General features: G+C 70.3%; 21 protein-coding genes and 1 pseudogene. 14 read left to right on the top strand and 8 right to left on the bottom strand.

All coding sequences use genetic code 11. From position 1 onward, the window contains the following. The first annotated feature begins 55 nt into the window (after positions 1–55). The 3 genes from ACFYTS_RS12535 to ACFYTS_RS12525 are packed head-to-tail and all read left to right on the top strand — an operon-like array spanning position 56 to position 2,026. Entirely contained in the window at positions 56–817 is a 762-nt protein-coding gene (locus ACFYTS_RS12535; protein WP_387303531.1) for an SDR family oxidoreductase, read from the top strand. Then, the gene (locus ACFYTS_RS12530) at positions 801–1,106 is read left to right on the top strand and encodes an SHOCT domain-containing protein (protein ID WP_387303529.1); all 306 of its coding nucleotides are present in this window, start codon (positions 801–803) and stop codon (positions 1,104–1,106) included. The genes ACFYTS_RS12535 and ACFYTS_RS12530 overlap by 17 nt, the downstream gene beginning before the upstream one ends. Next, positions 1,103–2,026, top strand: a complete 924-nt coding sequence (locus ACFYTS_RS12525) for a universal stress protein (RefSeq protein WP_387303526.1) — start codon at positions 1,103–1,105, stop codon at positions 2,024–2,026. The genes ACFYTS_RS12530 and ACFYTS_RS12525 overlap by 4 nt, the downstream gene beginning before the upstream one ends. Before the next feature lie 171 nt (positions 2,027–2,197). Here ACFYTS_RS12525 and ACFYTS_RS12520 read toward each other — a convergent pair whose 3' ends face one another. Both ACFYTS_RS12520 and ACFYTS_RS12515 read right to left on the bottom strand, forming a co-directional pair. Next, on the bottom strand, positions 2,198–3,199 hold the full coding sequence (locus tag ACFYTS_RS12520) for an Acg family FMN-binding oxidoreductase (protein ID WP_387303523.1): 1,002 nt from the start codon (positions 3,197–3,199) through the stop codon (positions 2,198–2,200). A 182-nt stretch (positions 3,200–3,381) separates the two neighbouring features. Next, the gene (locus tag ACFYTS_RS12515; protein ID WP_357283802.1) at positions 3,382–3,711 is read right to left on the bottom strand and encodes a hypothetical protein; all 330 of its coding nucleotides are present in this window, start codon (positions 3,709–3,711) and stop codon (positions 3,382–3,384) included. A gap of 273 nt (positions 3,712–3,984) precedes the next feature. Here ACFYTS_RS12515 and ACFYTS_RS12510 point away from each other — a divergent pair, with 273 nt between their 5' ends. Next, on the top strand, positions 3,985–5,412 hold the full coding sequence (locus ACFYTS_RS12510; RefSeq protein WP_387303520.1) for a wax ester/triacylglycerol synthase domain-containing protein: 1,428 nt from the start codon (positions 3,985–3,987) through the stop codon (positions 5,410–5,412). A 61-nt stretch (positions 5,413–5,473) separates the two neighbouring features. On the opposite strand, the gene ACFYTS_RS12505 is transcribed toward ACFYTS_RS12510, so the two are convergent. After that, complete coding sequence (locus ACFYTS_RS12505) at positions 5,474–7,492, bottom strand: erythromycin esterase family protein (RefSeq protein WP_387303517.1); 2,019 nt, start codon at positions 7,490–7,492, stop codon at positions 5,474–5,476. A gap of 272 nt (positions 7,493–7,764) precedes the next feature. Here ACFYTS_RS12505 and ACFYTS_RS12500 point away from each other — a divergent pair. From ACFYTS_RS12500 to ACFYTS_RS12480, 5 genes and pseudogenes are all read left to right on the top strand, one after another. After that, positions 7,765–8,412 (top strand): annotated as a pseudogene (locus ACFYTS_RS12500) (DUF4389 domain-containing protein); the annotation flags it as partial. 180 nt (positions 8,413–8,592) lie between these two features. Beyond that, entirely contained in the window at positions 8,593–9,012 is a 420-nt protein-coding gene (locus ACFYTS_RS12495) for an Hsp20/alpha crystallin family protein (protein WP_357283794.1), read from the top strand. A gap of 228 nt (positions 9,013–9,240) precedes the next feature. Further along, positions 9,241–10,278, top strand: coding sequence for a hypothetical protein (locus ACFYTS_RS12490; protein WP_387303514.1), 1,038 nt, complete (start codon positions 9,241–9,243; stop codon positions 10,276–10,278). 145 nt (positions 10,279–10,423) lie between these two features. Continuing rightward, entirely contained in the window at positions 10,424–10,585 is a 162-nt protein-coding gene (locus ACFYTS_RS12485; protein WP_387303512.1) for a hypothetical protein, read from the top strand. 90 nt (positions 10,586–10,675) lie between these two features. Continuing rightward, positions 10,676–10,945, top strand: a complete 270-nt coding sequence (locus ACFYTS_RS12480) for a DUF1918 domain-containing protein (RefSeq protein WP_387303509.1) — start codon at positions 10,676–10,678, stop codon at positions 10,943–10,945. 53 nt (positions 10,946–10,998) lie between these two features. Here ACFYTS_RS12480 and ACFYTS_RS12475 read toward each other — a convergent pair whose 3' ends face one another. Then, positions 10,999–12,150 (bottom strand): site-2 protease family protein, encoded by a 1,152-nt coding sequence (locus ACFYTS_RS12475; RefSeq protein ID WP_387303506.1) that lies wholly within the window; start codon positions 12,148–12,150, stop codon positions 10,999–11,001. 29 nt (positions 12,151–12,179) lie between these two features. Beyond that, the gene (locus ACFYTS_RS12470; RefSeq protein WP_357283780.1) at positions 12,180–12,827 is read right to left on the bottom strand and encodes a DUF2267 domain-containing protein; all 648 of its coding nucleotides are present in this window, start codon (positions 12,825–12,827) and stop codon (positions 12,180–12,182) included. Positions 12,828–13,009: 182 nt separating this feature from the next. Between ACFYTS_RS12470 and acsA the strand changes: the two genes are divergently transcribed. Genes acsA through ACFYTS_RS12445 form a run of 5 tightly spaced genes read left to right on the top strand, consistent with a single transcriptional unit; the run spans position 13,010 to position 18,470 of the window. After that, complete coding sequence (gene acsA, locus ACFYTS_RS12465; protein WP_387303503.1) at positions 13,010–14,827, top strand: acetate--CoA ligase; 1,818 nt, start codon at positions 13,010–13,012, stop codon at positions 14,825–14,827. Then, a complete protein-coding gene (pdhA, locus tag ACFYTS_RS12460) occupies positions 14,824–15,807 on the top strand; it encodes a pyruvate dehydrogenase (acetyl-transferring) E1 component subunit alpha (RefSeq protein WP_387303500.1) in 984 nt (327 codons plus the stop codon). The genes acsA and pdhA overlap by 4 nt, the downstream gene beginning before the upstream one ends. Beyond that, the gene (locus tag ACFYTS_RS12455) at positions 15,804–16,772 is read left to right on the top strand and encodes an alpha-ketoacid dehydrogenase subunit beta (RefSeq protein ID WP_387303497.1); all 969 of its coding nucleotides are present in this window, start codon (positions 15,804–15,806) and stop codon (positions 16,770–16,772) included. The genes pdhA and ACFYTS_RS12455 overlap by 4 nt, the downstream gene beginning before the upstream one ends. Position 16,773: 1 nt before the next feature. Beyond that, entirely contained in the window at positions 16,774–18,213 is a 1,440-nt protein-coding gene (locus ACFYTS_RS12450) for a 2-oxo acid dehydrogenase subunit E2 (protein ID WP_387303494.1), read from the top strand. 5 nt (positions 18,214–18,218) lie between these two features. Further along, the gene (locus ACFYTS_RS12445; protein ID WP_357283770.1) at positions 18,219–18,470 is read left to right on the top strand and encodes a hypothetical protein; all 252 of its coding nucleotides are present in this window, start codon (positions 18,219–18,221) and stop codon (positions 18,468–18,470) included. Positions 18,471–18,499: 29 nt separating this feature from the next. Here the strand turns inward: ACFYTS_RS12445 and ACFYTS_RS12440 are convergent, their stop codons facing one another. Genes ACFYTS_RS12440 through ACFYTS_RS12430 form a run of 3 tightly spaced genes read right to left on the bottom strand, consistent with a single transcriptional unit; the run spans position 18,500 to position 23,714 of the window. Further along, positions 18,500–21,286 carry a cation-translocating P-type ATPase gene (locus tag ACFYTS_RS12440; RefSeq protein ID WP_387303491.1) on the bottom strand — a complete coding sequence of 929 codons (2,787 nt, stop codon included), beginning with the start codon at positions 21,284–21,286 and terminating at the stop codon, positions 18,500–18,502. Further along, on the bottom strand, positions 21,283–22,806 hold the full coding sequence (locus ACFYTS_RS12435) for an AAA family ATPase (protein WP_387303489.1): 1,524 nt from the start codon (positions 22,804–22,806) through the stop codon (positions 21,283–21,285). Before ACFYTS_RS12435 ends, ACFYTS_RS12440 begins: the two co-directional genes overlap by 4 nt. Then, complete coding sequence (locus tag ACFYTS_RS12430; RefSeq protein ID WP_387303486.1) at positions 22,803–23,714, bottom strand: universal stress protein; 912 nt, start codon at positions 23,712–23,714, stop codon at positions 22,803–22,805. The genes ACFYTS_RS12435 and ACFYTS_RS12430 overlap by 4 nt, the downstream gene beginning before the upstream one ends. Positions 23,715–23,832 lie beyond the last annotated feature (118 nt).

The following is a 23,832-nucleotide window of genomic DNA, read 5'->3' as shown; positions in this document are numbered from 1 at the left end:
TGCGCGCGGGATGCTGTGACCGAACAGCGGATTCGCACGGATCGGAGGACCAGCCATGACCGAGTTCGCGGACCGGAGCGCCATCGTCACGGGCGGGGCGCGGGGAATCGGCGCGGCGGTGGTCGCGGAACTGGTGAAGGCGGGCTTCGGTGTGGTCATCGCCGACCTGCTGACCGAGGACGGGCTCGAGCTCGCCGAAACCCTCGCGCCGCAGGCGCGGTTCCATCACCTCGACGTCACCGACGAGACCCGCTGGCAGCGGGTGATCGAGGAGACCGAACGCGAATTCGGCCCGCTGGCCGCCCTGGTGAACAACGCCGGAATCCTCGACTTCGGGACCGTGGAAACGGAATCGCCCGACCTGTTCCGCCACGTCCTGGACGTCAACGTCGTCGGGGCCTGGCTGGGCATGCGGCTCGCCGCGCCCCGCCTGCGCGCCGCGGGCGGCGGCGCCATCGTCAATGTGTCCTCGACCGCCGGGCTCATGGGCTACGCCGGGATCAGCGGATACGTCGCCAGCAAGTGGGCGCTGCGCGGGCTGACCAAAGCAGCTGCGCTGGAACTGGGTTCGTCCGGCATCCGGGTGTGCTCGGTGCACCCCGGCCCGATCCACACCGCGATGACCGCCGGGCTGGACGAGTCCATCGCCGCCACCCAGCCGCTGCCGCGGTTCGGCGAGCCGGAGGAGGTGGCCGCCATGGTGCGTTTCCTGGTCACCGAAGCGACCTTCTCGACCGGTTCGGAATTCGTGATCGACGGCGGCGCGACCACCGGCCAGGCCGGGGTCCTCGAGGCATCCGGTGCTGACCACCGGTGATGGCGGAACGACAGAAGGAGGCGTCGCCATGATGTATTGGAACGACCACGATCTGAGTGGCTGGGGTTATGCCGGGATGGGCGTCGGAATGCTGATCTTCTGGGCTCTCGTCATCGGCGGGATCGTCCTGGCGATCCGGTTCGCGGTCCCCGACCGGGGCGGCGCGCCGCGTTACGAATCCCCGTCGCCGCAAGAACTTCTGGCGCAGCGCTTCGCGCGCGGCGAGATCGACGAGGCCGAGTACACGTCGCGGCTCACCGCGCTCCGGGCGTCGGGCGCGCGGCAATGAGCGAGCGTTCCGATCCGGCGAGCGGCGCCGCCGATTCCCCCGGCGGACAACTGAATCCTCCGGTCGTCGTCGCGACCGACGGATCAGCGGTCTCCTACCTGGCAGTCGCGTGGGCGGCCGTCGACGCGGGCCTGCACGGCGCGCCGCTGGAGATCGTCACCTCGGTGGCGGTCTCCGGCGGGTGGGGCCGGGGCGCGGTGCTCACCGAGACCGACACCGAATGGCTGCGTCTCGACGGCCGGCGAGTACTGGACGAGGCGACTCGGGTGGCGCGCGCGGCCGCGGTCGGCGACGCGCTGACCATCAACTCCGACATCATCTTCGACACGGCGATACCGACCCTGATCGAACGGTCACGGCACGCGGGCCTGCTGGTGGTGGGCAGCCATGGTCGCGGTGCGATCCGGCGCGGTCTGCTCGGTTCGGTCGGTACCGCGGTGACCCGCCACGCGCAGTGCCCGGTCGCCGTCGTGCGCACGACCGCGGCCATCGACCCGGTCGCGGCCGAGAAGCCCGTCCTCGTGGGAATCGACGGCTCACCCCAGAGCATGCCTGCGCTGGAACTCGCCTTCGAGGAGGCGTCCCGCCGCAAGGTCGGCCTGGACGCGCTGCACGCCTGGAGCGACATCAACCGCGTGGGACTGCCGCTGCCGGACTGGGACGCCGTGCGCGAACGCGAGACCGAACTGCTCGCCGAGCGGCTCGCCGGCTTCGGCGAACGCTACCCGGATGTCCAGGTTCGTCGGATCCTGGTGCGGGACCGGCCGATCCAGTCCTTGCTGGACGCCTCGGAGGACGCGCAGCTGCTCGTGGTCGGCCGTGCGGGCCGCGGCGGCTTCACCGGCATGCTGCTCGGCTCGACCAGCGACGCGCTGCTGCACACCGTGGAGTGCCCGATCATCGTGGTGCCATCCGAATAGAGCACTTCCCCCACCCGACCGCGAGGAGTTGAGATCGATGGGCATGAACACCATGGATATGTCGTCGCCGCTGATGCAGATGTGCCACGCGGTCATGATGTGGCTGCACCAGCAGGGCATCCTGCCCCCGATGACGATGTGATTCCGGCTCTCCCCGGCCCGGCCGCGGCCTCACCCGAAGGTGAGGATGTCCGTGACCGGGCGACGGGGAGTGAGCGGGGGCGCGGCGGCCTCATCGGGTGGGGCGGAGCCGATTCGGATGACCGCTTGCGGAATGCCGGGACCACCGATCAAGCTCGCGAGAAGGTCTCGGCCGGGCGGCAATTCGGTGATGTTGGTCAGGGTGCAGGTGGCGAGGCCGGCGGCGGCGCACTCGAGCAGCACCGCGGAGAGGGCCTCGCCGATGCGCAGCCATTGCGGGACCGAGTCCGGCAGCGCGCTGAGGACCACGAGCCGGGCATGGTCGGTGCGGGGACCGCGGCGGGTGGAACGCGGACCCGCCGGGAAGACGCGGCCGACGCCGACCCGGGCGAACTCCGCGTCCGAGACCAGGGCCGCCGGCGGAACACCATCGCGAGTATCGGAATTCCCTGCCCACGTATGCAGTTCGAGGTCGTAGAACTGGTCGTGACCGCGCAGGGTCGCGTACTCGCGGGACAGGGCGGCGAGCCGTGGGCGAGCGGATTCGGCGAGCACGTCGAGCCGGACGTCCCGTGCCGCGGCCAGTTCGCGCAGCCGGGGAACGAGGTCCTCCCAGCCGCTGGGCTCCAGCAGCGGCAGCCGATCGGTACGGCGCCGGGTGATGGCGCGCACGTGCGCGCGGATCTCGGGCGGCGGATCCACCCACGGCCGGAATCCGATGGCCGCCAGGTGATCCGGGCGCTTCGCCTGCGGCACCCGGACGATGTCGGTGTGCCAGCCGCGGTCGGCGAAGGCCGCCTGGACATGATGCAGCATCGCTCCGCAGCTGATCACCAGCTGGCGTCCGAGCGGGTCCGCGGCCGAGAGCAGCCGCTCGGCGTCGGCGAACAGATTCAGGTGGACACCGTCGAACCGCCACCGCCAGGGCTGGGAGTTGTGCACCGACGGCGCCCGCGCCGCCAGCTCGATCACCGCGGAGACTGTACTTGGATCGGGCACCGGACGGCCGCGCACATCATCGTTGACGCTCATACCATCAGTGTCGGGGTGGTCCGAATCCGGCGGATACGGTCGTTCTTCCTGTGTGGCAGGGTATTTCGACACTCGGCGACCTGCGGCGGCTGACACCGGACCGGCGAAGGCGCCCGGCTGCTGCCGACTGTGCCGACACGGCCACCGGGCGTCTCCTCACGGGCGAGTACTCGCGGTGTGGCTCACTGCTGGTCGCTGTCGGGCTGGTTCGGCTTGTTCAGCGCCCCGCTCGCGTCGCGCACGACGCTGCGCAGGAACTCGTACTGCGCCGTGATGAGCTTGTCCGACAGTTCCAGCCCGGCGTCGACGAGGGTCGTGCGCAGCGCGTGCAGCGCCGAGTCCTCGCGAATCGCCTCCCGCCGCTCGCGGATCGCCTCGTCGACGGTGCTGATGAACGTGTGCACAGCGGCGCTGGCGGCGCGCTGTCCGGCCTTGGCCGATTCGAGAACCTCGTCGGACAGACGCTCGGTCTGCGAGGGCTGCGCGGACTGCTGCCGAGTGGATGTGGTCATGGTTTGCTCCTAGCGCGAGAACGGTGGGACGGCCGCCGACGACTTCGACGCCGTGTATCAGCATGGGCGCGTGGGCATCCCGCGCCGTAGGGCCGATGGTCCCCATACGACCGTCGCTGTGGCCCCTCCCCGGGCCGCGGCCGCAGTGCCCGAATGCTCGCCACCGGGGTGACCTTCGCCCCTGCCGATCACGGGTCGGGCCGGTCACAGTGGAGACAGTGAAATCGCCCGGCGAGTAATACAGGATTCGCGCATTCCGGGATGGTAGGGACAATGACCGCACACGACTCGCACATGACTCAGTCGGACCTGTTCACGTGGAGCATGGAGCAGGATCCGAATCTGCGTTCGACGATTGTGACGGTGCTGATGCTCGACGCCGAACCGGACTGGGATCGGTTGCTGCGTGTGCTCGATCGGGGGACGCGGGCGGTGCCGCGGATCCGGCATCGGTTGGTCGCGGCGCCGTGGGGGCTCACGCCGCCGCGGTGGACCCCCGATCCCGATTTCGACCTGCGCTGGCATGTCCGCCACCTCGCCCTTCCGGAGCCCGCGGACCTGGCGTCGGTGATCGAGTTCGCCCGCACCGAGGTCATGTCCGCGTTCGATCCGGCCCGGCCGTTGTGGCGGCTCACCGTGCTCGGCGGTCTGGACGGGGGGAGGAGCGCACTCGTGCTGAAGGTTCACCACAGCCTCACCGACGGTATCGGTGGCATCCAGATCGCCGGTGAGATTCTGGATTTCAGCCGTGCGGGCACCGTGCACGCATCGGTCCCCGCCCCCGCGCCATCGGAAGGCGGGGTGTTCGGCGACATCGTCGCGTGGAACTGGTCGGCGGGCGTGGACCTGGTGCGCGCGGGCGTGGCGGCGTTACCGCCGATCGCCCGGCGTGCCGTCACCAACCCTGTCGGTGCGGTCCGCGACGGTGTCGCGATGGCCGAATCGCTGCTCCGGCTCGCCCGGCCGATCACCAGAACGCTGTCACCCCAGATGACCGGGCGGAGTCTGGGGCGGCGGCTGGCGGTGCTGGAGGTGCCTTTGGAGCCGTTGCACGGCGCTGCGCGCCGGGCGGGCTGCACGGTCAACGACGCCTTTCTGGCTTCGGTTCTGATCGGCTTGCGCGTCTACCACAGCCGGCACGGGCATCAGGTCGAGCAGCTGCGGGTGGCCATGCCGATCAGCCTGCGGCACACCGGCGATCCGATCGGCGGCAACCGCATCACCATCGCCCGGTTCGCTGTCCCCGTCGCCGTCGACGGTGTGGTCGATCTCATGCGCGCCCTCGGCGACACGGTCGAGCGGTGGCGACGCGAACCTGCGATCCCGCTGTCGAACGCCGTCGCGGCCGCCTTCAACAGGGTGCCGGTCGGCCTGGTCACGAGCATGTTCAAACACGTCGATTTCGTCGCCTCCAACGTCCCGGGGTCCCCGGTCGCGCTCTACGTGGCCGGCGCGAAGGTCGAGCGCGTCTACGCCTTCGGGCCCACCACCGGCACCGCGTTCAACATCACTCTGATCTCGCACACCGGAACCTGCTGTATCGGAATCAATTCCGACACCGCCGCGGTGCCCGATCCGGCAGTGCTGGCCGAGTGTCTGGCCGACGGATTCCGTACGGTCGCCGCGCTCGACGCCGGTGAGCACGACAGCCCGGCACCGGTGGATCATCCTGGGCCGCCGGAAACGGCGCCGGGGGCCTAGACCGATCCGGATCATGCGAGCTCGGGATGGTGAAAGGGCCTGACGCCCGGCGATTTCGGGCTCAGAGTCCACTCGGGTAGGTCTCCGGGACCGTGCCCGCGGCGTCGGTGCTGTCCGGCACGAGCGGTTGGAGCGCGGTGGTCCGGTCGATGTGGATGACGGCGTCGAATCGATCAGCCATGCGGGTGTGGAAGTAGTGGCTCTGGCGTTCGGTGCCCGGCTGGTAGATGACGCCGATGGCGCGTTCCAAGCGGGGCGTGCGCAGAATGTCGGCGACGTTGTCGGGCCGGTCGGTGCGCAGATACAACGCGGGAATCCCGGTGTCGTGCAGGAGTTCCTCGATACTGCTGGGCAGCGGTGGACGCACGGTCTTGCGTTCGGCCGCGCCGTCCCAGCGGCTCGCCGCGGTGACGGTACCGGAGGCGGTGGTGAATCCGATGGTGCGGCACTGCCCGGGGTGGCGCTCACGCACCAGTTGTCCCAGCGAGAGCTGCCCGTCGGCGGCCATCTCGGTGGCGCGAGCATCGCCTACGTGAGAATTGTGCGCCCACACCACGATCCGTGCCGGTGTGTCCGGCCGGGACAGCTGGGCGGCCAGGGCGTCGAGGGTGTCGGCCATGTGCACGTCGCGCAGATTCCACGAACTCACCCGGGGGCCGAACATGGCCCGGTAGTAGGCCTCGGCGTCACGCACCGTCGAGGCATTCTGCAGCGCGTCGAAATGCGCGTCGCCATCGCCGGCCTCGACGAGATCCGCTGCGGCGCGCCGCAACTCGACCAGCTGCCGGACCACCTCGGACTGGCAGGATTCCCCGCCTCCGAACGCCGCGGCGAAACCGTAGGCCTGACCGTCCTCCTCGGAGACACGGTCGAAACAGGCGTAGCGGCGCGCGGCGCGGCGCGCGGCGGCCGGATCCACCTGTTCGAGGTAGTCGACGACCCGGCGCATCGAGCGGTGCATGGAGTACAGGTCCAGGCCGTAGAATCCGGCGCAGTCGCGCCCCTCGCGGCGGCGCTGGTCGTTGTGCAGCCGCAGCCATTCGACGAATTCGCGCACCACCGTATTGCGCCACATCCAGCCCGGGAACCGCTCGAATCCACTGAGCGCGTGCGTGGGTGAATCGTCAGCTCCCAGGCCGCGGACATAGCGGTCGATCCGGTAGGCGTCGGGCCAGTCGGCCTCACAGGCGACTCCGGCGAAACCGCGCTCACTGATCAGCCAGCCGGTGATGGCCGCCCGCGCGGCGTAGAACTCCTCGGTACCGTGCGAGCTCTCGCCGATGAGCACGAACCGTGCATCGCCGATGAGATCGTCCAGCGCGTGTTCGGGCGGGACGCCTGCGGGCGCCTCGAGCGCGGCGGCCCGCAGCACGACGACCGGATCGGCGACCGGGGCCGCCGCGCCGACTGTCGGCGTAGTGAGCAGGGTGCGCACTTCGGCATCGGTGACCTGGCTGAAATTCCAGAACGAGTCGCCGACCGCCCGGAACGGGGAGGGCATGGTGGCGCAGACCATTTCGTCCACGAGCGCGCCGAACTCGCGGCAACTGGACTCCGGCGCGGCGGGGACCGCGACCACGATGCGCTTGGGCTCCTCCACACGCAGCGCCTCGACCGCGGCCAGCATGCTCGCGCCGGTGGCCAAGCCGTCGTCGACCAGAATGACCGTCCGCCCGGCCACCTCGATCGGTGCGCGGCCATCGCGGTAGACGATCTGGCGGCGGGTCAGCTCGTGCGCCTCGGACCGTGCGATGGATCGCAGCTGCTCGGGGCTCACGCGCAGCGCGCGGACCATATCGTCGTTCACCACGACGCGTCCGTCCGAGGCCAGCGCCCCGAGCGCAAATTCGGGATTCCCGGGCGCGCCCAGCTTGCGCACGATGAACGTGTCCAGAGGTGCGTCCAGGGCCGCGGCTACCTCCCAGGCAACGGGCACGCCGCCGCGCGCCAGGCCGAGCACGAGCAGATCGGGCTCGCCGCGATAGTGCTCGAGCAGCCGGGCCAGCACGCGCCCGGCTTCACGGCGATCGCGGAAGATCTGCTGCGGTTCCCGCGGCGGGACGGGCGTCTCCGGTGCCATGACGACTCCTGATGAGAGATGAGCTCGATGGATTCAGCCTGCTCGGCACCGCGTGGCGTGCGACAGAGCATTGGGGCCCGGTGCGCGGGGGACCAACGTCCCAGTCGGCGCGGGACGCGCACCGGGCCCCTTGACGTCGAAATGCCACCGGGCGTGGGACTTCGGCCGCTGCCCAGAGCCATCGGTCGCAGCGCACGATCGAGAGCAGCCGGCCCCGATTCCGCCGGCGATCCCGCAAGGAGCCCGACATGACCCCCGAATACAACGCCGTCCGACTGCGCGGCGATCTGGACGAACCACTCTCACGCTGGCTGTGGCTGGTGAAATGGATCCTCGCGATACCCCACTACGTCGTGCTGTTCTTCCTGTGGATCGCCTTCTGGGTGGCCACGGTGGCGGCGTGGTTCGCCATCCTGTTCACCGAGCGCTACCCCCGCTCCCTGTTCGACTTCAGCGTGGGCGTGATGCGCTGGTCCTGGCGCGTGCAGTTCTACACCTACGCAGCGCTGGGCACCGACAAGTATCCGCCGTTCACGTTGCGCCGGACCGACTACCCGGCGGACCTGGAAATCGACTACCCGCAACGGCTTTCGCGCGGTCTCGTGCTCGTGAAGTGGTGGCTGCTGGCCATCCCGCACTACCTGATTCTGGCCGCGCTGCTCAGCGGGGGCGTGGCGCTCGGGGGCGGCGACGACGAGGGCGGCCGCACCACAATTCCGCTGATCGGCGTACTGGTCCTGATCGCCGCCGTGGCGCTGCTGTTCACCGGCCGCTACCCCCGCGGACTGTTCGGCTTCGTCATCGGCGTCAACCGATGGTTCTACCGAGTCCTGGCCTATTCCGCGTTAATGACCGACGCATACCCGCCCCTGCGGCTCGATCAGGGCCCTCGGGATCCCGGCGAGGCTTCCGCGGCGTGAGCCACGCGGCGACGATCCGAGTGCGGTGCGCTGCCGATCGCGACCACACAGCAGGACCGGGTCCGGGAAGACGAGGACCAAAGGCCCTCGAACGGGAGTCGTGAAGCTCTGGGAACTTCGTCCTACCCGGAGTGAAATCTGTTGTGTCAGAACACATCGACTTCCAGGAGGAGGATTGCGATGAGCCTGCTACACCGTCAGTCCGGAGCGATGCTGCCGGATCTCGCCGAACTGTGGAACGCCGTGGTATCGCCCACCGTGCCGATGTTCGGCACGCACCCGCTGCGCGTCGAGGACACCATGGACGACAAGCTCTACACCGTGCGCGCCGAGATCCCGGGCATCGATCCGGCCAAGGACGTGCAGGTCTCGGTGCACCAGGGCCGACTCACCATCAAGGCCGAGCGCACCGCGGAGCACGAGGACAAGGGTCGCTCGGAGTTCAGCTACGGCTCCTTCGTCCGCACGGTGGCTCTCCCCCCGGGCGCCCAGGAGGACGGCGTCCACGCCAGCTACGCGAAAGGCATTCTCACCGTGAGCGTTCCTCTCGGTGAGCCGGAGGAGCCGGTGCGCAATATCCAGGTCGAGTCGGCGGAATAGCGATTCATCCCCCGACCGTGGCGAGAGCGGACATCATGACGGAACGTATCGCCGCGCACGCGGTCCGAATCCACCCGTCATCGTCGCTGCCGCCGCGCATCGCGGGTTCCAGCCGCGACGGCAGCGTCGAAAGGCCGTCGCGGGTAGGGACTTTGGCTTCTGTCCTCACCGAGCGCCGGGCGCGACCATCGGGATAGCGCCTCGACCGGGGTACAGACGGAGGACACGGTGGCAACCAAATACGAAACACCCGGAATGGGAGCTGCGGCGGTGCTGATGGCGCTGCGGCTGCCCACCGCATTGCGGCACTCGGTGGGGGAATTGCGGTATCAGGCACGATCTTCCGGCCGGCACATCGCGCTGCCGGTGGGATACGTGCTCGATGGCGACAGCGCGGTGATCCGGGTCGGCCACGCGGGCGCCAAGAACTGGTGGCGAAACTTCCGGACACCGCGCGCGGCCTCGATCCGGATCGAGGGCCGATGGCGGCGCGGTGTCGCCGTGGTCGCGATGCCGGACACCGTCGCCCACGAGCGCCTCGACATGATCTATCGGCGCGCGCACCCGCGGACGACGACGGAGCCGGATCCCTATGTGGTGATCGATCTCTCGACGCCGAACGGGGACACGGTGGCGGAGCATGATCTGCGCCGGAGCTGGTTCACCAGGGTGACCGTGGGCGAGATGCTCGGGTTCCTCGCACCCGCGCTCGCCGGCGCCCTCACCGCGCACGCGAGTGCGGCGGTGCTGGTGATGTCCATGCTCGGCGCCGGAGCCGTCGAAGGCACGGTACTCGGGTATTTCCAAGCCGGGGTCCTGCGGACGCGGCTGTCCCGGTTGCGAAGCCGGGACTGGATGGTCGCCACGGCGGCGGCCGCGGTGGTGGCCTGGACCGTCGGAGTGCTACCCATGCTCTACGGCGAGCAATTCGGCGAGTGGCCCGTCTGGGCGCAGCTTCCGGCGGCCGTCGCGGGTTCGCTGATCATGGTGTTCTCCATCGGCATCGCGCAGTGGATGGTGTTGCGTCGCTTCACCGATCGGGCCGCCCTGTGGATCCTGTCGAACGCGGTGGGCTGGGTCGCCGGTCTGCTGGCCTTCCTCATGGTGACCTCGCCGCTGTGGCAGCCAGGACAGCCGCCGATCCTCGTCACGGTCATCGGCATACTGGGCGGCGCGGCCATGGCCGCGGTCATGGCGTGGGTGACCGGGGCCTTCCTGGCCCTCGTCCTGGCCGACGACCACCTGCTCCCGCCCCCGACACCGTGATCGACGAACGGCGCCGGAGCCGGACCTCGCCCGAACGGGCTGTCGACAAGGCAGCCAAGTCGGAACCGCGAACCTGACCGCCGAACTCGCCGAACTCGGCCGTCGGGGCCTGCCGATACTGATCGTCTGGAGCAACGAGGACAACGTGATCCCCGCAGCCGCGACCCAGACGCTGCGGGCCGCGCATGAGGAGATCCGGACGGTCACCGTCGAGGGCCGGCACTGCTGGCTGCTCGCCGACCCGACCCGCTTCGACGAAGTGATCGGTGACGCACTCACTTTCATGCCCGATACCGGTGCCGCCTGACCTGACCGCCGGGACCTCCGGCCCTTCCCCCGGATCGGAAGCCGGACGAGGATGACATCGAGTGCCGAGCGAGACAGGAAGGTTCGAATCATGTTTGCTACACAGGGTGACTGGCTGATCGCAGAGCATCGCACCACCGGTGGCACGCCTCGCCGCGGTCTCATCGAGGAAGTCCACGGCAAGGACGGGGAACCGCCATACCTGGTGCACTGGACCGACACCGGGCACCGAACGCTGATCTTTCCGGGACCCGACGCCTATGTGCTGAGCGCCGAGGACCTGCGAACCCGGGAAGATCTCGAGTCCGCGCGCCTGTCCTCGATGCAGCACCGCCCGAATCCGCACCTCCGCCCGGCGTGAGCTGACCGGCCCGGCATCGCGGAGTTCACCGACTCTCGAGCGTGGGGCGCCGGTCAGGAGGAGGTCTGCGTGGGGTGGGCGGGCAGACCGAGGGCCGAGCGGTCACAGGCGAGGGCGAGGTCGGTGGCGGTGACCACGCCCGCGAGCCGGCCGGAGGGGTCCACCACGGCGATGGCGTCCAGATCGGGACGCAGGACTATTCGGGCGATCACGTCCCCGAGGGGAGCGTCGCGCCCGGCGATCGCGGCGGGCTGAAGGGGGCGGGCCAGTTCGGACACGCGCAGGCCGGGGTGGACGGCGGCGCGGGGGCGCAGCAGATCGGCCCAGGCCAGGACGGCGCGGGGTCGGCCCTCGGCGTCGACGACGGGGAAGACGCGGTGATGGGTGTAGACGATGTCTGAGCCGAGGAGCTGTTCCACGGTGTGATCGGCGGGGATCGAGATCGGATGGGGTGTCATGATCTCGCCGATCGTGGTGTCGCCCAGTCGGTGTCGCAGACCCGCGAGCATCAGTTCGCTATTGGCGGCGGTGTAGAGGAACCAGCCCAGCAGCATCAGCCACAGGCCGCCGAAGTCGCCGACGGCGAAGATCTCGGCGACGCCGAGACCGGCCAGCGTCATACCGACGAATCGGCCGATGCGGGCGGCGGTGGTCTCAGCGCGCAGACGGTCACCGCTGCGGCGCCACAACAGCGCCCGCACCACCCGGCCGCCGTCGAGGGGCGCTCCGGGCAGCATATTGAACACGGCGAGAACGACATTGACCGTGGCCAGCCAGATCAGGGTGGCGGTCACCGGTCCGCCGGGGGAGAAGACGGCGGCCAACGCCGCCGCGCCGTAGGCCACGACGCCCAGCAGCAGGCTGGTGGCCGGCCCGGCCAGCGCGACCCGTAGATCGGTACGCGCGTCGCGGGGTTCGTCGGCGAGCTCGGACGCGCCGCCCAGCAGCCACAGCACGATGCGTTCGACCCGGACTCCGTGCCGTGTGGCCACGATCGAATGCGCCAGTTCGTGGGCGAGCAGGCACGCGATCAGCGTGAGCGCCCCGAGTAACGCCGCCACCCAGATGATTCCGGGGCTCGCGGTGCCCCGCAGGTAGGAGGCCAGTACCCAGGTGAACAGTCCCACCGTCACCCCGGCCGACCAATGCGCGCCGAGGCGGACGCCGGCGACGCGGCCGAGCGGGAGGGTGGATCGGATCGGCATGATGTTCCTCGTCCTCGTCCTCGTCCTCGTCAGTGGTCGGGGCCGGCGAGGCCCTCGGCGAGCAGGATCCGGTGGGCGCGCTGCGCCGCCGACAACCCCGCGCCGGTATCGAATTCGCCCTCGGTGGGGAACTCGAGTCCGTGCACCAGGGCCGTCACCGCCTCGGTCAGCGCGTGCACACGGCGTTCGAGCGCCTCGATCTGCGGCACGTCGGGTTCCGGGAATACCGCCGCACCCGCGTAGCTGGCCGACAGATCGGTCCCGAGCAGGATGAAGCGCAGCTTCACGGGCAGCTGCGCCAGCACGTGATCGAGCTGGCCGGGCGAGAACAGGTCGGCGAGGGTGTCGGTGACGATGCCCGCGAGCGGGACCGCTTCCTCGGTGCTGACACCCGCGCCACGGGCGAACTGGGTCAGGAAAGACGGCACGTCGTGCGGCACCGGGACCTGGCTGGGCATCCAGCCCTCGTAGAAGATCCCGCGCAGCAGTTCCGGCAGCTGGGCGCTGACGTGCGCGGCGGCATTGACGTTCAACCGGTCGCGCACGGTGTGCAGCCAGGCTCGCAGGGCGCGATGGGCGACGGATCGGTCCTCGGTGTCGATGCCGCGGGCCACTGCCGCCAGCCATTCGTGAGCGGTGTGCACGCTGGGCGCGAACGGATCGGTGTGATGGCTCATCGGATACGGCCTTTCGGACGGTGATCGCGCACTCGGGTATTGGCTCGAGCCTGCGCTCCGAGCGGACGTGCGGGGCAGAGGACTCGTGCCACAGCACCGGCGACGGAGGTCCTCGCGGCGATGGTCTTTACGCCCTGCCCTCTGCCGGGGTCGCGGTCGTTGACTGGATACGGGAGGTACCGATGAAGACCGCGAACCACCAGGGCACGCCGGTGCGAGAGACGATGCGCTGGGAACCGATCGACAAGACCGCGCGCGAGCGGGCCGAAGCCAATCTCACGGCGTACGAGATGGCGTGCCGGGAATTCACCTGGGAGTCCGCGCGCCGCTGTCTGGACGAGTTGCCCGGCGGGGGCGTGAACATCGCCCACGAGGCCGTCGACCGGCACCTGGGCACGCCGCTGGCCGACGCACCGGCGTTGCGCTGGCTGTCGGCTGCGGGCGATGCCACCACCCTCACCTACGCCGAACTCGCCGCTCTCAGTAACAGATTCGCGCACGTGCTGCATGACCTGGGCGTGCGCCGGGGCGACCGGGTATGCCTGCTGCTGGGCCGCACCCCGGAGCTGTACATCGCCTGCCTCGGGGCCTGGAAGGCCGGCTGCGTGGTGGTGCCGCTGTTCTCGGCCTTCGGACCCGAACCGGTACGGCAGCGGCTCGAGATCTCCGGTGCCACCACGCTGATCACCACCGCGGCCCAGTACCGCCGCAAGATCGCGCCGAACCGCCTGGCGGTGCCCGCGCTGCGGCACGTGCTGCTCACCGACGCCGGTGTCGACGACCCGCAGATCGACGACACCGTGGGTCTCGCCCTGGCGATGGCACTGGTTCCCGAGGAGTTCCCGATCGTGCGAACGGCCCCCGAGGATCCCGCCCTGCTGCACTTCACCAGCGGCACCACCGGAATGCCCAAGGGCGCGGTGCACGTGCACGGGGCCGTGCTCGCGCACCGGATCAGCGCACACTACGCCCTGGACCTGCGCCCCGGTGACATCTTCTGGTGCACAGCCGATCCCGGCTGGGTCACCGGCATGACCTACGGCGTCATCGCTCCACTCGCTCTGGGCGTCACGCTGATCAGCGACGAGGCCGAGTTCGATGCCAGGCGCTGGTACGACATCCTCACCACCGAACGGGTATCGGTCTGGTACACCGCCCCGACCGCGTTACGCATGCTCATGCGGCGCGGCGACGAGCTGCCGGCGGGCACCGACCTGTCGAGCCTGCGGTTCGTCGCGAGCGTGGGCGAACCGCTCAACCCCGAGGCCGTCGTCTGGGGCAAGCGGGTGCTCGGCCATGCGGTGCACGACAACTGGTGGCAGACCGAGACGGGCGCGATCATGATCGCCAACTTGGCCGCCGAGCAGATCCGGCCCGGTTCGATGGGCCGCCCGCTGCCGGGGATCGAGGCCACGGTCCTGCGCCGCGGCCCCGACGGCCGCGCCGCGATCACCGACGGCGCGGTCGAGTACGCGGCCGACGACGAGGTCGGCGAGCTCGCCCTGCGGGCCGGCTGGCCCTCGATGTTCCGCGGCTATCGCAACGAACCCGTCAAGTACGCACGGGCTTTCGCGGCCGGCTGGTATCTGAGCGGGGACCTGGCGCGGCGCGACGGCGACGGGTACTTCTGGTTCGTCGGCCGGGCCGACGACGTGATCAAATCCGCGGGGCACCTGATCGGACCGTTCGAGGTCGAGAGCGTGCTGATGGCGCATCCGGCCATCGCCGAAGCCGGGGTGATCGGCACCCCCGACCCGGTGGCGGGCGAGCTGGTCAAAGCCTTCGTGCAACTGCGGCCCGGCCACGAACCCTCGCCGGAGCTGCACGACGACATCATCGCCTTCGGCAGAAGACAATTGGGGGCGGTCGCGCCCAAGCAGATCGTGTTCACCGAGTCGCTGCCGCACACCCGCAGCGGAAAGGTGATGCGGCGCCTGTTGAAGGCCCGCGACCGCGGACTTCCCGAGGGCGACGTCTCGACGCTGGAGAGCGCCCGATGACCGCGGCGATCGACCAGGCCGCGATCGACGAGCGAATCGCGTTGCTGCGTCAGATGATCCGCATCCGCCGCTTCGAAGAACGCTGTGTCCAGCTCTACAGCACCGAGGCCATTCGCGGATTCCTGCACCTGTCGATCGGGGAGGAAGCGGTGGCCGCCGGACTGCTGACCGTCCTGGAGCCCGGTGACGCCGTCGTGTCGACCTACCGTGAGCACGGGCACGCGCTGGCCCGCGGCGTCCCGATGGACGCCGTCATGGCCGAGATGTACGGCCGGGCCACCGGATGCAGCCACGGGCGCGGCGGGTCCATGCACCTGTTCGACGGGCAGCGCCGCTTCTACGGCGGCAACGCCATCGTCGGCGGCGGGCTGCCGCTGGCGGTGGGGCTGGCGCTCGCGGACTCGTTGCGTGGTGAGAACACCGTGACCGTGTGCCTGTTCGGCGACGGCGCGGTCGCGGAGGGGGAATTCCATGAATGCCTGAACCTGGCCGCGCTGTGGCGGCTGCCGGTCCTGTTCGCCTGTGAGAACAACCAGTACGCGATGGGAACGGCATTGCGCCGCGAACACGCGGTCACCGATCTCTCGCTGCGAGCCGCCGGGTACGGGCTGGCGTCGTGGCCGGTCGACGGCATGGACGCGGTCGAGGTCGCGGCGGCGGCGCGCCGGGCCCTGGAGTCCATTCGCGGCGGGCGCGGCCCGTGCTTCCTGGAGTTGCGCACCTACCGCTTCCGCGCACATTCGATGTACGACGCCGACCGCTACCGTGACAAGGCCGAGATCGAGCGATGGAAAGCCCGCGACCCGATTCCACGGCTGTTCGCCGAGCTGTCCGCCGCCGGAGCCGTCGCATCGGATGCGCAGGTGAAGCTGGAGGCGGAGGTCGACGCGGAGATCGACGCCGCGGTCGCCGCGGCCGAGGCCGCGCCGCTGGAACCGATCACCGACCTGACCCGCCACGTGTACGCGGAGACGAGATGACCACCTATCGCGAAGCCGTCCGGGAAGCGTTGCGCGAAGCCCTGATCCGCGATGAGCGGGTGTTCCTGATGGGGGAGGACGTGGGCGCGTACGGTGGCTGCTTCGGCGTGAGCCGGGGACTGCTCGACGAGTTCGGCCCCGAGCGCGTCCGTGACACCCCATTGAGCGAGTCCGCCTTCGTCGGCGCGGGCATCGGTGCGGCGCTGGGCGGCCTGCGACCGATCGTGGAGATCATGACCGTCAACTTCAGCCTGCTGGCGCTGGACCAGATCCTCAACAACGCGGCCACCTTGCGGCACATGTCCGGCGGTCAGCTCGGGGTGCCGCTGGTGATCCGGATGGCCACCGGTGCGGGACGCCAACTGGGAGCCCAGCATTCGCACAGCCTCGAGGCGTTCTACGCGCACATCCCGGGGCTGCGCGTGTTGTCGCCGGCCACCGTCGCGGACGCGCGCGGCATGCTCTGGACCGCGCTGCAGGATCCGGATCCGGTGCTGATCTTCGAGCCGATCGCGCTCTACAACGGCGAAGGCGAGCTGCCCTCGGATGCCGGTGCGGTCGATATCGATGCGGCTGTCATCCGGCGCTCCGGAACCGACGCCACCCTGGTGTCCTACGGTGGCGCGTTGCGCGTGGCGGAGGCCGCGGCCGAACAGCTGGCCGGTGAGGGCATTTCCGCCGAGGTCATCGACCTGCGCACGCTGCGCCCCCTCGACGAGGCGACCGTCCTCGCGTCGATCGCCCGCACGCACCGCCTGATCGTCGTGGACGAAGGCTGGCGCAGCGTCGGCATCGCCGCCGAAATCGCCGCTCGCGCAGCGGAGAACGGCTACTACCTGCTCGACGCCCCGATCGCACGGGTGTGCACCGCCGAGGTGCCGATCCCCTATGCCCGTCAGCTCGAGGAGGCGGCGCTGCCGCGACCCGACATCGTCGCCGAGGCCGTCCGCAAGGCGGTGAACTGAGGTGGCCGAGTTCCGGATGCCGTCGCTCGGCGCGGACATGACCGAGGGCGTGCTGCTCGAATGGCGGGTGCGACCGGGCGACACCGTGCACAAGGGCGATGTGGTGGCCGAGGTCGACACCACCAAGGCGGCGATCGAGGTCGAATGCTTCGACGACGGCGTCATCGGCGAACTGCTCGTTCCCGAGGGAGCCACGGTGCCTGTCGGAACACCACTGGCGACCATCGAGACCTCCCCGTCCGCGGCCACCGCCGCGCCGGCGGTCACGACCGCACCGGTCGGCGCGAAAGCCGGTGGCGCGCAGCCCGAGACGGGGGCGCCGGAGCAACCCACTCGGCCGGTCGGCCCAGCCCCCGCACTGCCGCACGGTCACGACGGACACGAGTCCACGCTTCGAGCGACACCGCTCATCCGGCGCCTCGCCGCCGAAGCGGGGATCGATCTGGCGACCGTGCACGGCTCCGCGCCCGGCGGTCGCATCGTCCGGGCGGATATCGACCGCGCGGTGACCGAACGCCTTGGCGCGTTCGACACCTGGGTGCGCGCCACCGGCTACGCGCGGGCGCTGGCGAACGAAACCGGTGTGGATCTCACCGGACTGGCCGGCAGCGGACCCGATGGCGCGGTCCGGGCGGCCGACGTGCGGGCGGCAGCGTCCCCGCCCGCGGCCGAAACGACGTCCACCCCGAGCCGATCCGCCGTGCAATCGGAGCGGTCGAGAAGCGAGGGAGCGGCAACGGCCCGTCCCGAGCGGGGACACCCTGCGCCGCAACACGATCCGGCGGAGGTCCGCAAACTGATCGCGGCCGCGATGGCGAGATCCAAACGCACCGTCCCGCACTACTACCTGTCGAGCACCATCGATATGACCCGCGCGCGCGATTGGCTCGCCGAACACAACCGCCAGGTCCCCGTCGCGGACCGAATCCTGCCCGCCGCCCTGCTGTTGGCGGCCGTCGCCCGTGCGGCCACCGTGGTGCCGGAGCTCAACGGTCACTGGATCGACGACGAATTCCACGCCGCCGCGGCCGTTCACCTGGGTGTCGTGGTCTCCATGCGCGCGGGCGGCATCATCGTCCCCACCATCCCCGACGCCGACCGCCTCGCCCTGCCGGCCGTGATGGCCGCCCTGCGCGGCGTCGCCGAACGCGCCCGCGCCGTCCGCCTGCGCTCGACCGACGCGACCCCCGCCACTATCACCGTCACCAATCTCGGTGACCTGGGCGTGGATTCGGTCTTCGGCGTCATCGCCGCCCCCCAGGTCGCGATCGTCGGTTTCGGCGCGGTGACCGAGCGTCCCTGCGCGGTCGGCGGCCTGCTCGGCGTGCGCCCCCAGCTCACCGCGACCCTCTCCGCCGACCACCGCGCCTCCGACGGCGCGATCGGCGCCCGCTTCCTCCACACCGTCGACGCTCTGCTGCAAACCCCCGAGGAGCTCTGAAAGCCATGGCCACCACCCTGTCCGGCGAGGTCGCCGACGGTCTCGTCCGCGATGCTCTGCACGGCTTCGACACTCCCGACCGCCTGGCGTCGCTGCCCGGCGACGCTCCACTGCGTGCGACCCTGGCGCTCGATTCCCTGGATTTCCTCACTTTCGTCGAACGCCTCTCCGCCGCCGCGGATCGCCGCATCGAGGAATCGGACTATCCCCGTCTGGCCACCATCGCCGCCTGCGTCGAGTTTCTGACCGGGGGGTGAGCCGGGCCCGGTCCGCGCCGAGGAAGTCATCACACCGAGAGGCGGACCCGTTCGGCGCCCGCCTCCCGGGCGCCGGTGCGACGCCGGATCAGCCAGCGACGGAATTCGTCCGCGCCCCACACGATCAGGGGGAAGGGCGCGGTGAAGGCGAGCATGGCGGGGGTGAGGGCGGCGGTGCCCAGGAGAGCGTGCAAGGGCGGGAGGTAGATGATGGCGGCGGTGAAGGCGAGCTCGAAGGCTATGCCCCACAACAGCAGTGGATTGGAGAAGACGCCGATCGAGCGCAGGGAGGCGTGTTCGGTGCGGGCGGCGAACGCGGTGCCGATCTGGCCGGTGACCATGCCCAGCAGGGTCATGGTGGTGGCCTGCTGGTAGGCGTGGTGCAGGGGAGCGCCGGGGCCAGTGGGCGCGCCCGGATGCCAGCCTGCGCGCAACAGCACGAAGAAGAATCCCGCCATCGCCAACGCCGCGCACAACACGCCGAGGAACAGCCAGGCGCGCAACAGCATCCGGGCGCGGATCACCGGTTCGCCGCGCGGGCGGGGCGGCTGATGCATGAGGCCGGGCTCGGCGGGCTCGCGGCCCAGCGCCAGCGCCGGCAGGGTTTCGGTGCCGACGTCGAAGGACAGCAGTTGCAGGACGGTGAGCGGGAGCGGTACCGCCCCACCGGAGAGCGCGAACACCAGGAACGGCACGATTTCGGGGGTGGCGTGGGCGAAGATGTAGAAGATGAACTTGCGGATGTTGACGTAGACGCGGCGGCCCGCGCGGATGGCCGCGGTGATGGTGGCGAAGTTGTCGTCGGTCAGCACCATGATGGCCGCCTCGCGCGCCACGTCGGTTCCCGAGCGGCCCATGGCGATACCGATATCGGCGCGCCGCAGGGCGGGGGCGTCGTTGACGCCGTCGCCGGTCATGGCCACCACATGGCCCGCGGCCCGCAGTGCGTCGGCGATGCGGAGCTTCGCCTCGGGGGAGGAACGGGCGAAGATCAGGTCGGCGCCGCCCGCGAGCAGCCGGTCGAGGTCGTCCTCGCTCATGCGGTCGAGTTCTTCACCGGTCACGATGACCGGTTCGGCGCGGGTGATGCCCACCTGGGCGGCCACGGCGGCGGCGGTGAGGCCGTGATCGCCGGTGATGACGATGACCCGGATACCGGCGGTGTGACAGGCGGCCACGGCGTCGGCGACCTCGGCGCGCGGCGGATCCTCCATCGCCACCACACCCAGCAGTGTCAGTCCCCGCTCGGCGTCGTCCGGGCGGGCGGGATCGGGCTCATCGTCGTCCAGGACGCGTTCGGCCACGGCCAGCACTCGAAGCCCCTGCCGGGCCAGCTTGTCGACCAGGTCGCGTAGTTGCCGTCGCCGCGCGGGGGTGAGGGGGACGGGCCGCCCCTGGCCGTCCAGTTCCATGACGCACAGAGGCAGTACCGCTTCGGGCGCTCCCTTGGCATGGATCACACGCGCGCCTGATGGTCCGGCATCGAGGGTGGACATCCGCTTGCGCGCCGAATCGAAGTGGAACTGGCGGATCCGCCGCTGTCGGCGCAGGTCTTCGTCCACCGGAAAGCCGAGTGCCACAGCGGTTTCGAGTAATGCGACCTCGGTCGGATCGCCGGAGGGAAGGTGATCACCGGAGCCGGTGACCCGCGCGTTGTTGCAGGCGGTCATGGCCGCGGCCATCCGGTCCAGGGTGACGTGGCGGGCAGGCACGCGATCCGGCGCGAAGTCGAACCGCCCGCCCGCGGTGTGCGCCACCACGACGCGCATCCGGTTCTCGGTGAGCGTGCCGGTCTTGTCGGTACAGATGACATCGGTGGATCCGAGGGTCTCGACCGCGCTGAGCCGCTTCATCACCGCCCCGCGCCGGGCGAGCTCGCGCACGCCGATTCCCAGCGCCAGGGTGATCACCGGAAGCAGACCCTCGGGAACATTGCCGACCAGCAGCCCGACCGCGAACACCACCGCGTTCACGAACGAGAGTCCGGCTCCGAGGGTGGCCAGCGGAATGAACGCCGCCCCGAGCGCCACCGACACCAGAGCGATCAGCCAGGCGACCCGGCGCACCTGGTGTTCGAGTGGACTCTCGTCGCGGCGCACCCGTTCCGAGAGCGCGGCGATGCGGCCCAGTTCCGAGCGCATGCCGGTCGCGTACACCACCGCCCGGGCCTCGCCCTCGGTGCACGTCGTACCGCTGAACACGAGATCGCGGGCGTGCAGCAGCGGCACTCCGGCGTCGGCGAGATCAGCGGATCGGTAGACCGGCATGGACTCACCCGTCAACGCCGACATGTCGACTTCGATGCCGCCGTCGAGGACGCGGGCGTCCGCGGAGATCCGTTCGCCCTCGGAGATGATCAGCACATCGCCCGGAACCAGGTCGGTGGCCTCGATGTCGGCGACCGACCGGTCCCGCAGGACCCGTGCGCGCCGTGGCAGGTACGCGGCCAGCGCCTCCACCGCCCGCTCGGCATGACGTTCCTGAGCGAACGCGAATCCGGCGTTGATGAGAATGACGATGAGGATGGCGATGGCGACCGGCGCGATACCCACTGCCCACGCCAATCCCGCCGCGGCCCAGAGCAACAGCGCGAGCGGATGCGTGAACTGCCGGGCCAGCTCGCGCGGCCAGGTCCGCCCGCCGCGGCGTTCGAGCTGATTCGGCCCGACCTGGACCAGCCGTCGGCGGGCCTCGCGATCGGTCAGTCCCGTCCGGCTGCTGCGCAGGTCGCGCAGCAGGGCGTCGATGCGTTCGGTGGGAACGGGCCCGGTCGAGACGAGGGCCACCGTCGTCGGCGCGGCATCGGATCGGGTCATGGGCGTTCGCCGCCGGACGCACACGGGGATTCATCGGTGACGTTCCACGCGCGCAACGCCCGTGCGACGGTGGCGTCGATCGGTGCGGTGGTGTCCAGCGGTGTGGCCGTCGGCCAGGGCGCGGCGACGGCGGCCATGGCCTCGGCGATGTGCGGGGTGGCGTCCGAGTCGCCGCGGGGGCGGCTCCCGATGCGGGCGGCGGCGATCGGCGGCGGGCATTCGCAGCGCAGTTCGATCGCATCGGCCCGCGTTCGGGTGGCGAGGGACAGGGCATGGGCGCGTTCCTTCGCATCGATCCACGCGGCATCGAGAATGACCGAGACACCGTGGGAGAGTCGCTGGTGTGCGAGTTCGAGCATGTGTGAGTAGACGAGCGCCTTCGCCTCGGGAACGTATGCCCCCTCATCGAGGATGCCGCTGGTTCCGGTGATCGCTCCGTGGGCGCGAAGCTCGGCGCGCACTGTATCGCTGGAGATGAGCTCCGCGCCGGTCTCGTGCGCCAGAGCCGCTGCGACGGTGGACTTTCCGGTTCCCGGCAGTCCGCCGATGAGCGCCAGTCGCACCGCCCCCGCTTCCAGATGCCGCAGCGCCAGATCCACGTGGCGGCGGGCGTGGGCTGCGTATTCCGGTTCGCCCTGTGCGGACCGGATGCGATCGGTCTTCGCGCGCACGGTGGCCCGGTAGGCGAGGTAGTGGTGCCGCAGCGAAGCGGGCGGGGCATCGCCCGTGGCACGCAGATACTCGTCGAGGAAGGCCTCCGACAGCTCTGCTCGTCCTCGGAATTCGAGATCCATGGCCAGGAACGCGGCGTCGTCGAGACCGTCGACGTAGCGCAGGGAGTCGTCGAAGTCGAGACAGTCCAGGATCCGGAATCCGTCGCGCAGCGCGAAGATGTCCTCGGTCAGCAGATCGCCGTGACCGTCGAGGATCCGGCCCGCGGCCATGCGCTCGGTCAGCAGCGGCGCGCGGCCGTCGATGAACCGCAGCGCCAGCCGCTCGATCCGGGCCACGACTGCGGGCTCGAGCTCATCAGGCGGCCGGGATCGCAAGCCGTTCAGCAGGATTTCCCATCGCCGGCGCAGCGCGTCGGGCGTTCCGGCGCGATCGATCGCGGGGCCGCGGGCGGCGTTGCGGTGGAATTGGGCCAGCATCACGGCCAGTTCGGCGAGGTGATCGCGTTCGATCGCCCCGGTGGCCACCAGCGTGCTCAGGCGGCGTGATTCGGGCATGCGCCGCATGATCAGTACCGGTTCGGCCGGGCCGCCCAGCGGATCGGTGAGATGGGCCAGTCCCAGATAGACGTCCGCGGCCCAGCGCCGGTTCAGTTCGAGTTCCCGCCGCAGCGCGCGGTCCCGGGCCGCGGCGGTGGAGAAGTCCAGGAAATCGGTGGATACCGGCTTCTTCACCTTGTACGCGCGGTCGCCGAACAGCACCACGAGCCCGGTGTGGGTTTCTCGCATCTCCGGCGAAAGTCGGGTCTGTGCGGCCTTGTCGAGTGGCGGCTCGGTCGTGGTGGTCATCGGTTGACCGCCTCGGAGTTCACGTCCGGGGCGGGCCCGTCGGGGAGCACCAGCACCGGGCAGGACGCATGGCAGACCAGATCCTGGGTCGTCCGACCGAGCCGAGTGGGCGCGACGGACTCGCCATCGCGGGTGACCACGACGAGCTGGGCGGTGGAGCTGAACCGTTCGACCGCGCTCAGCACATCGCCGACCACGGTCACCGGCCGGAATCCGACGTCGGGAAAGTCGCGCTGGCAGTGCCTGATCTGCGCATCGGTGACGAGTGCGGGGGCGCGCCCCCATTCCTCGATGCCCGTCCACGGCCGCCCCGGCCAGATCCGCGCCACGACCAGATCGGCGCCGCGTTCGTGTGCCGCCTGGAAGGCCGCCGACAGAGCGGGTTTCGCGGAGTGCCGGTCGGTGACGACCACCAGCACGTCTCCGCGTGCGGCGGCGGCCGGGCGCACCAAGGCGACCGGGCACCGCGCGTCGCGGGTGACCGACAATGCGGTCGAGCCCAGCACCAGGTGCGCGAAGAACCCGATATCGGTGGCGCCGAGCGCGATCAGCGCCGCCGAGTGAGACAGATCGACCAGGATCCGCTCGGGCCGGCCACGGCGGACCTCCACCGCGATCTCGACGGGATTGTCGTCGGGGTATCGGGCCAGCACCGCCCGCCGCGCGGTATCGAGTGCTTCCTGGGCGTATCGGTAGCGATTGCCGCCGGGCCGGAACGCGGGCTTGTCGATGGCGGGCACGGTCGCGATCAGCCGGAGCGGCGTCTGCCGGGACATCGCCTCCGTGGCGGCCCACTCGGCGGCGCGGATCGCCGCGCGGGATCCGTCGATTCCGGCGATGACCGGCCGTCGCCGCGTGTCCTCTGCCGGACGAACCGCAGCCCGCGAGATGGAGACATCGGTATCCATATCTCCAGCGTCACGCTCGTGTCCTCGTGGAAACAGAGGACTTCGGTCCCTGCCGAGACGACGACGGTCCCTGCCCCGGACTACCCCGTGCCCTACCGTCTCGCAACGATCGAGCGTG

The organism is Nocardia sp. NPDC004151, assembly GCF_042874235.1.
Taxonomy (GTDB): Bacteria; Actinomycetota; Actinomycetes; order Mycobacteriales; family Mycobacteriaceae; genus Nocardia.
This window is presented reverse-complemented; position numbering and strand designations above follow the sequence as displayed.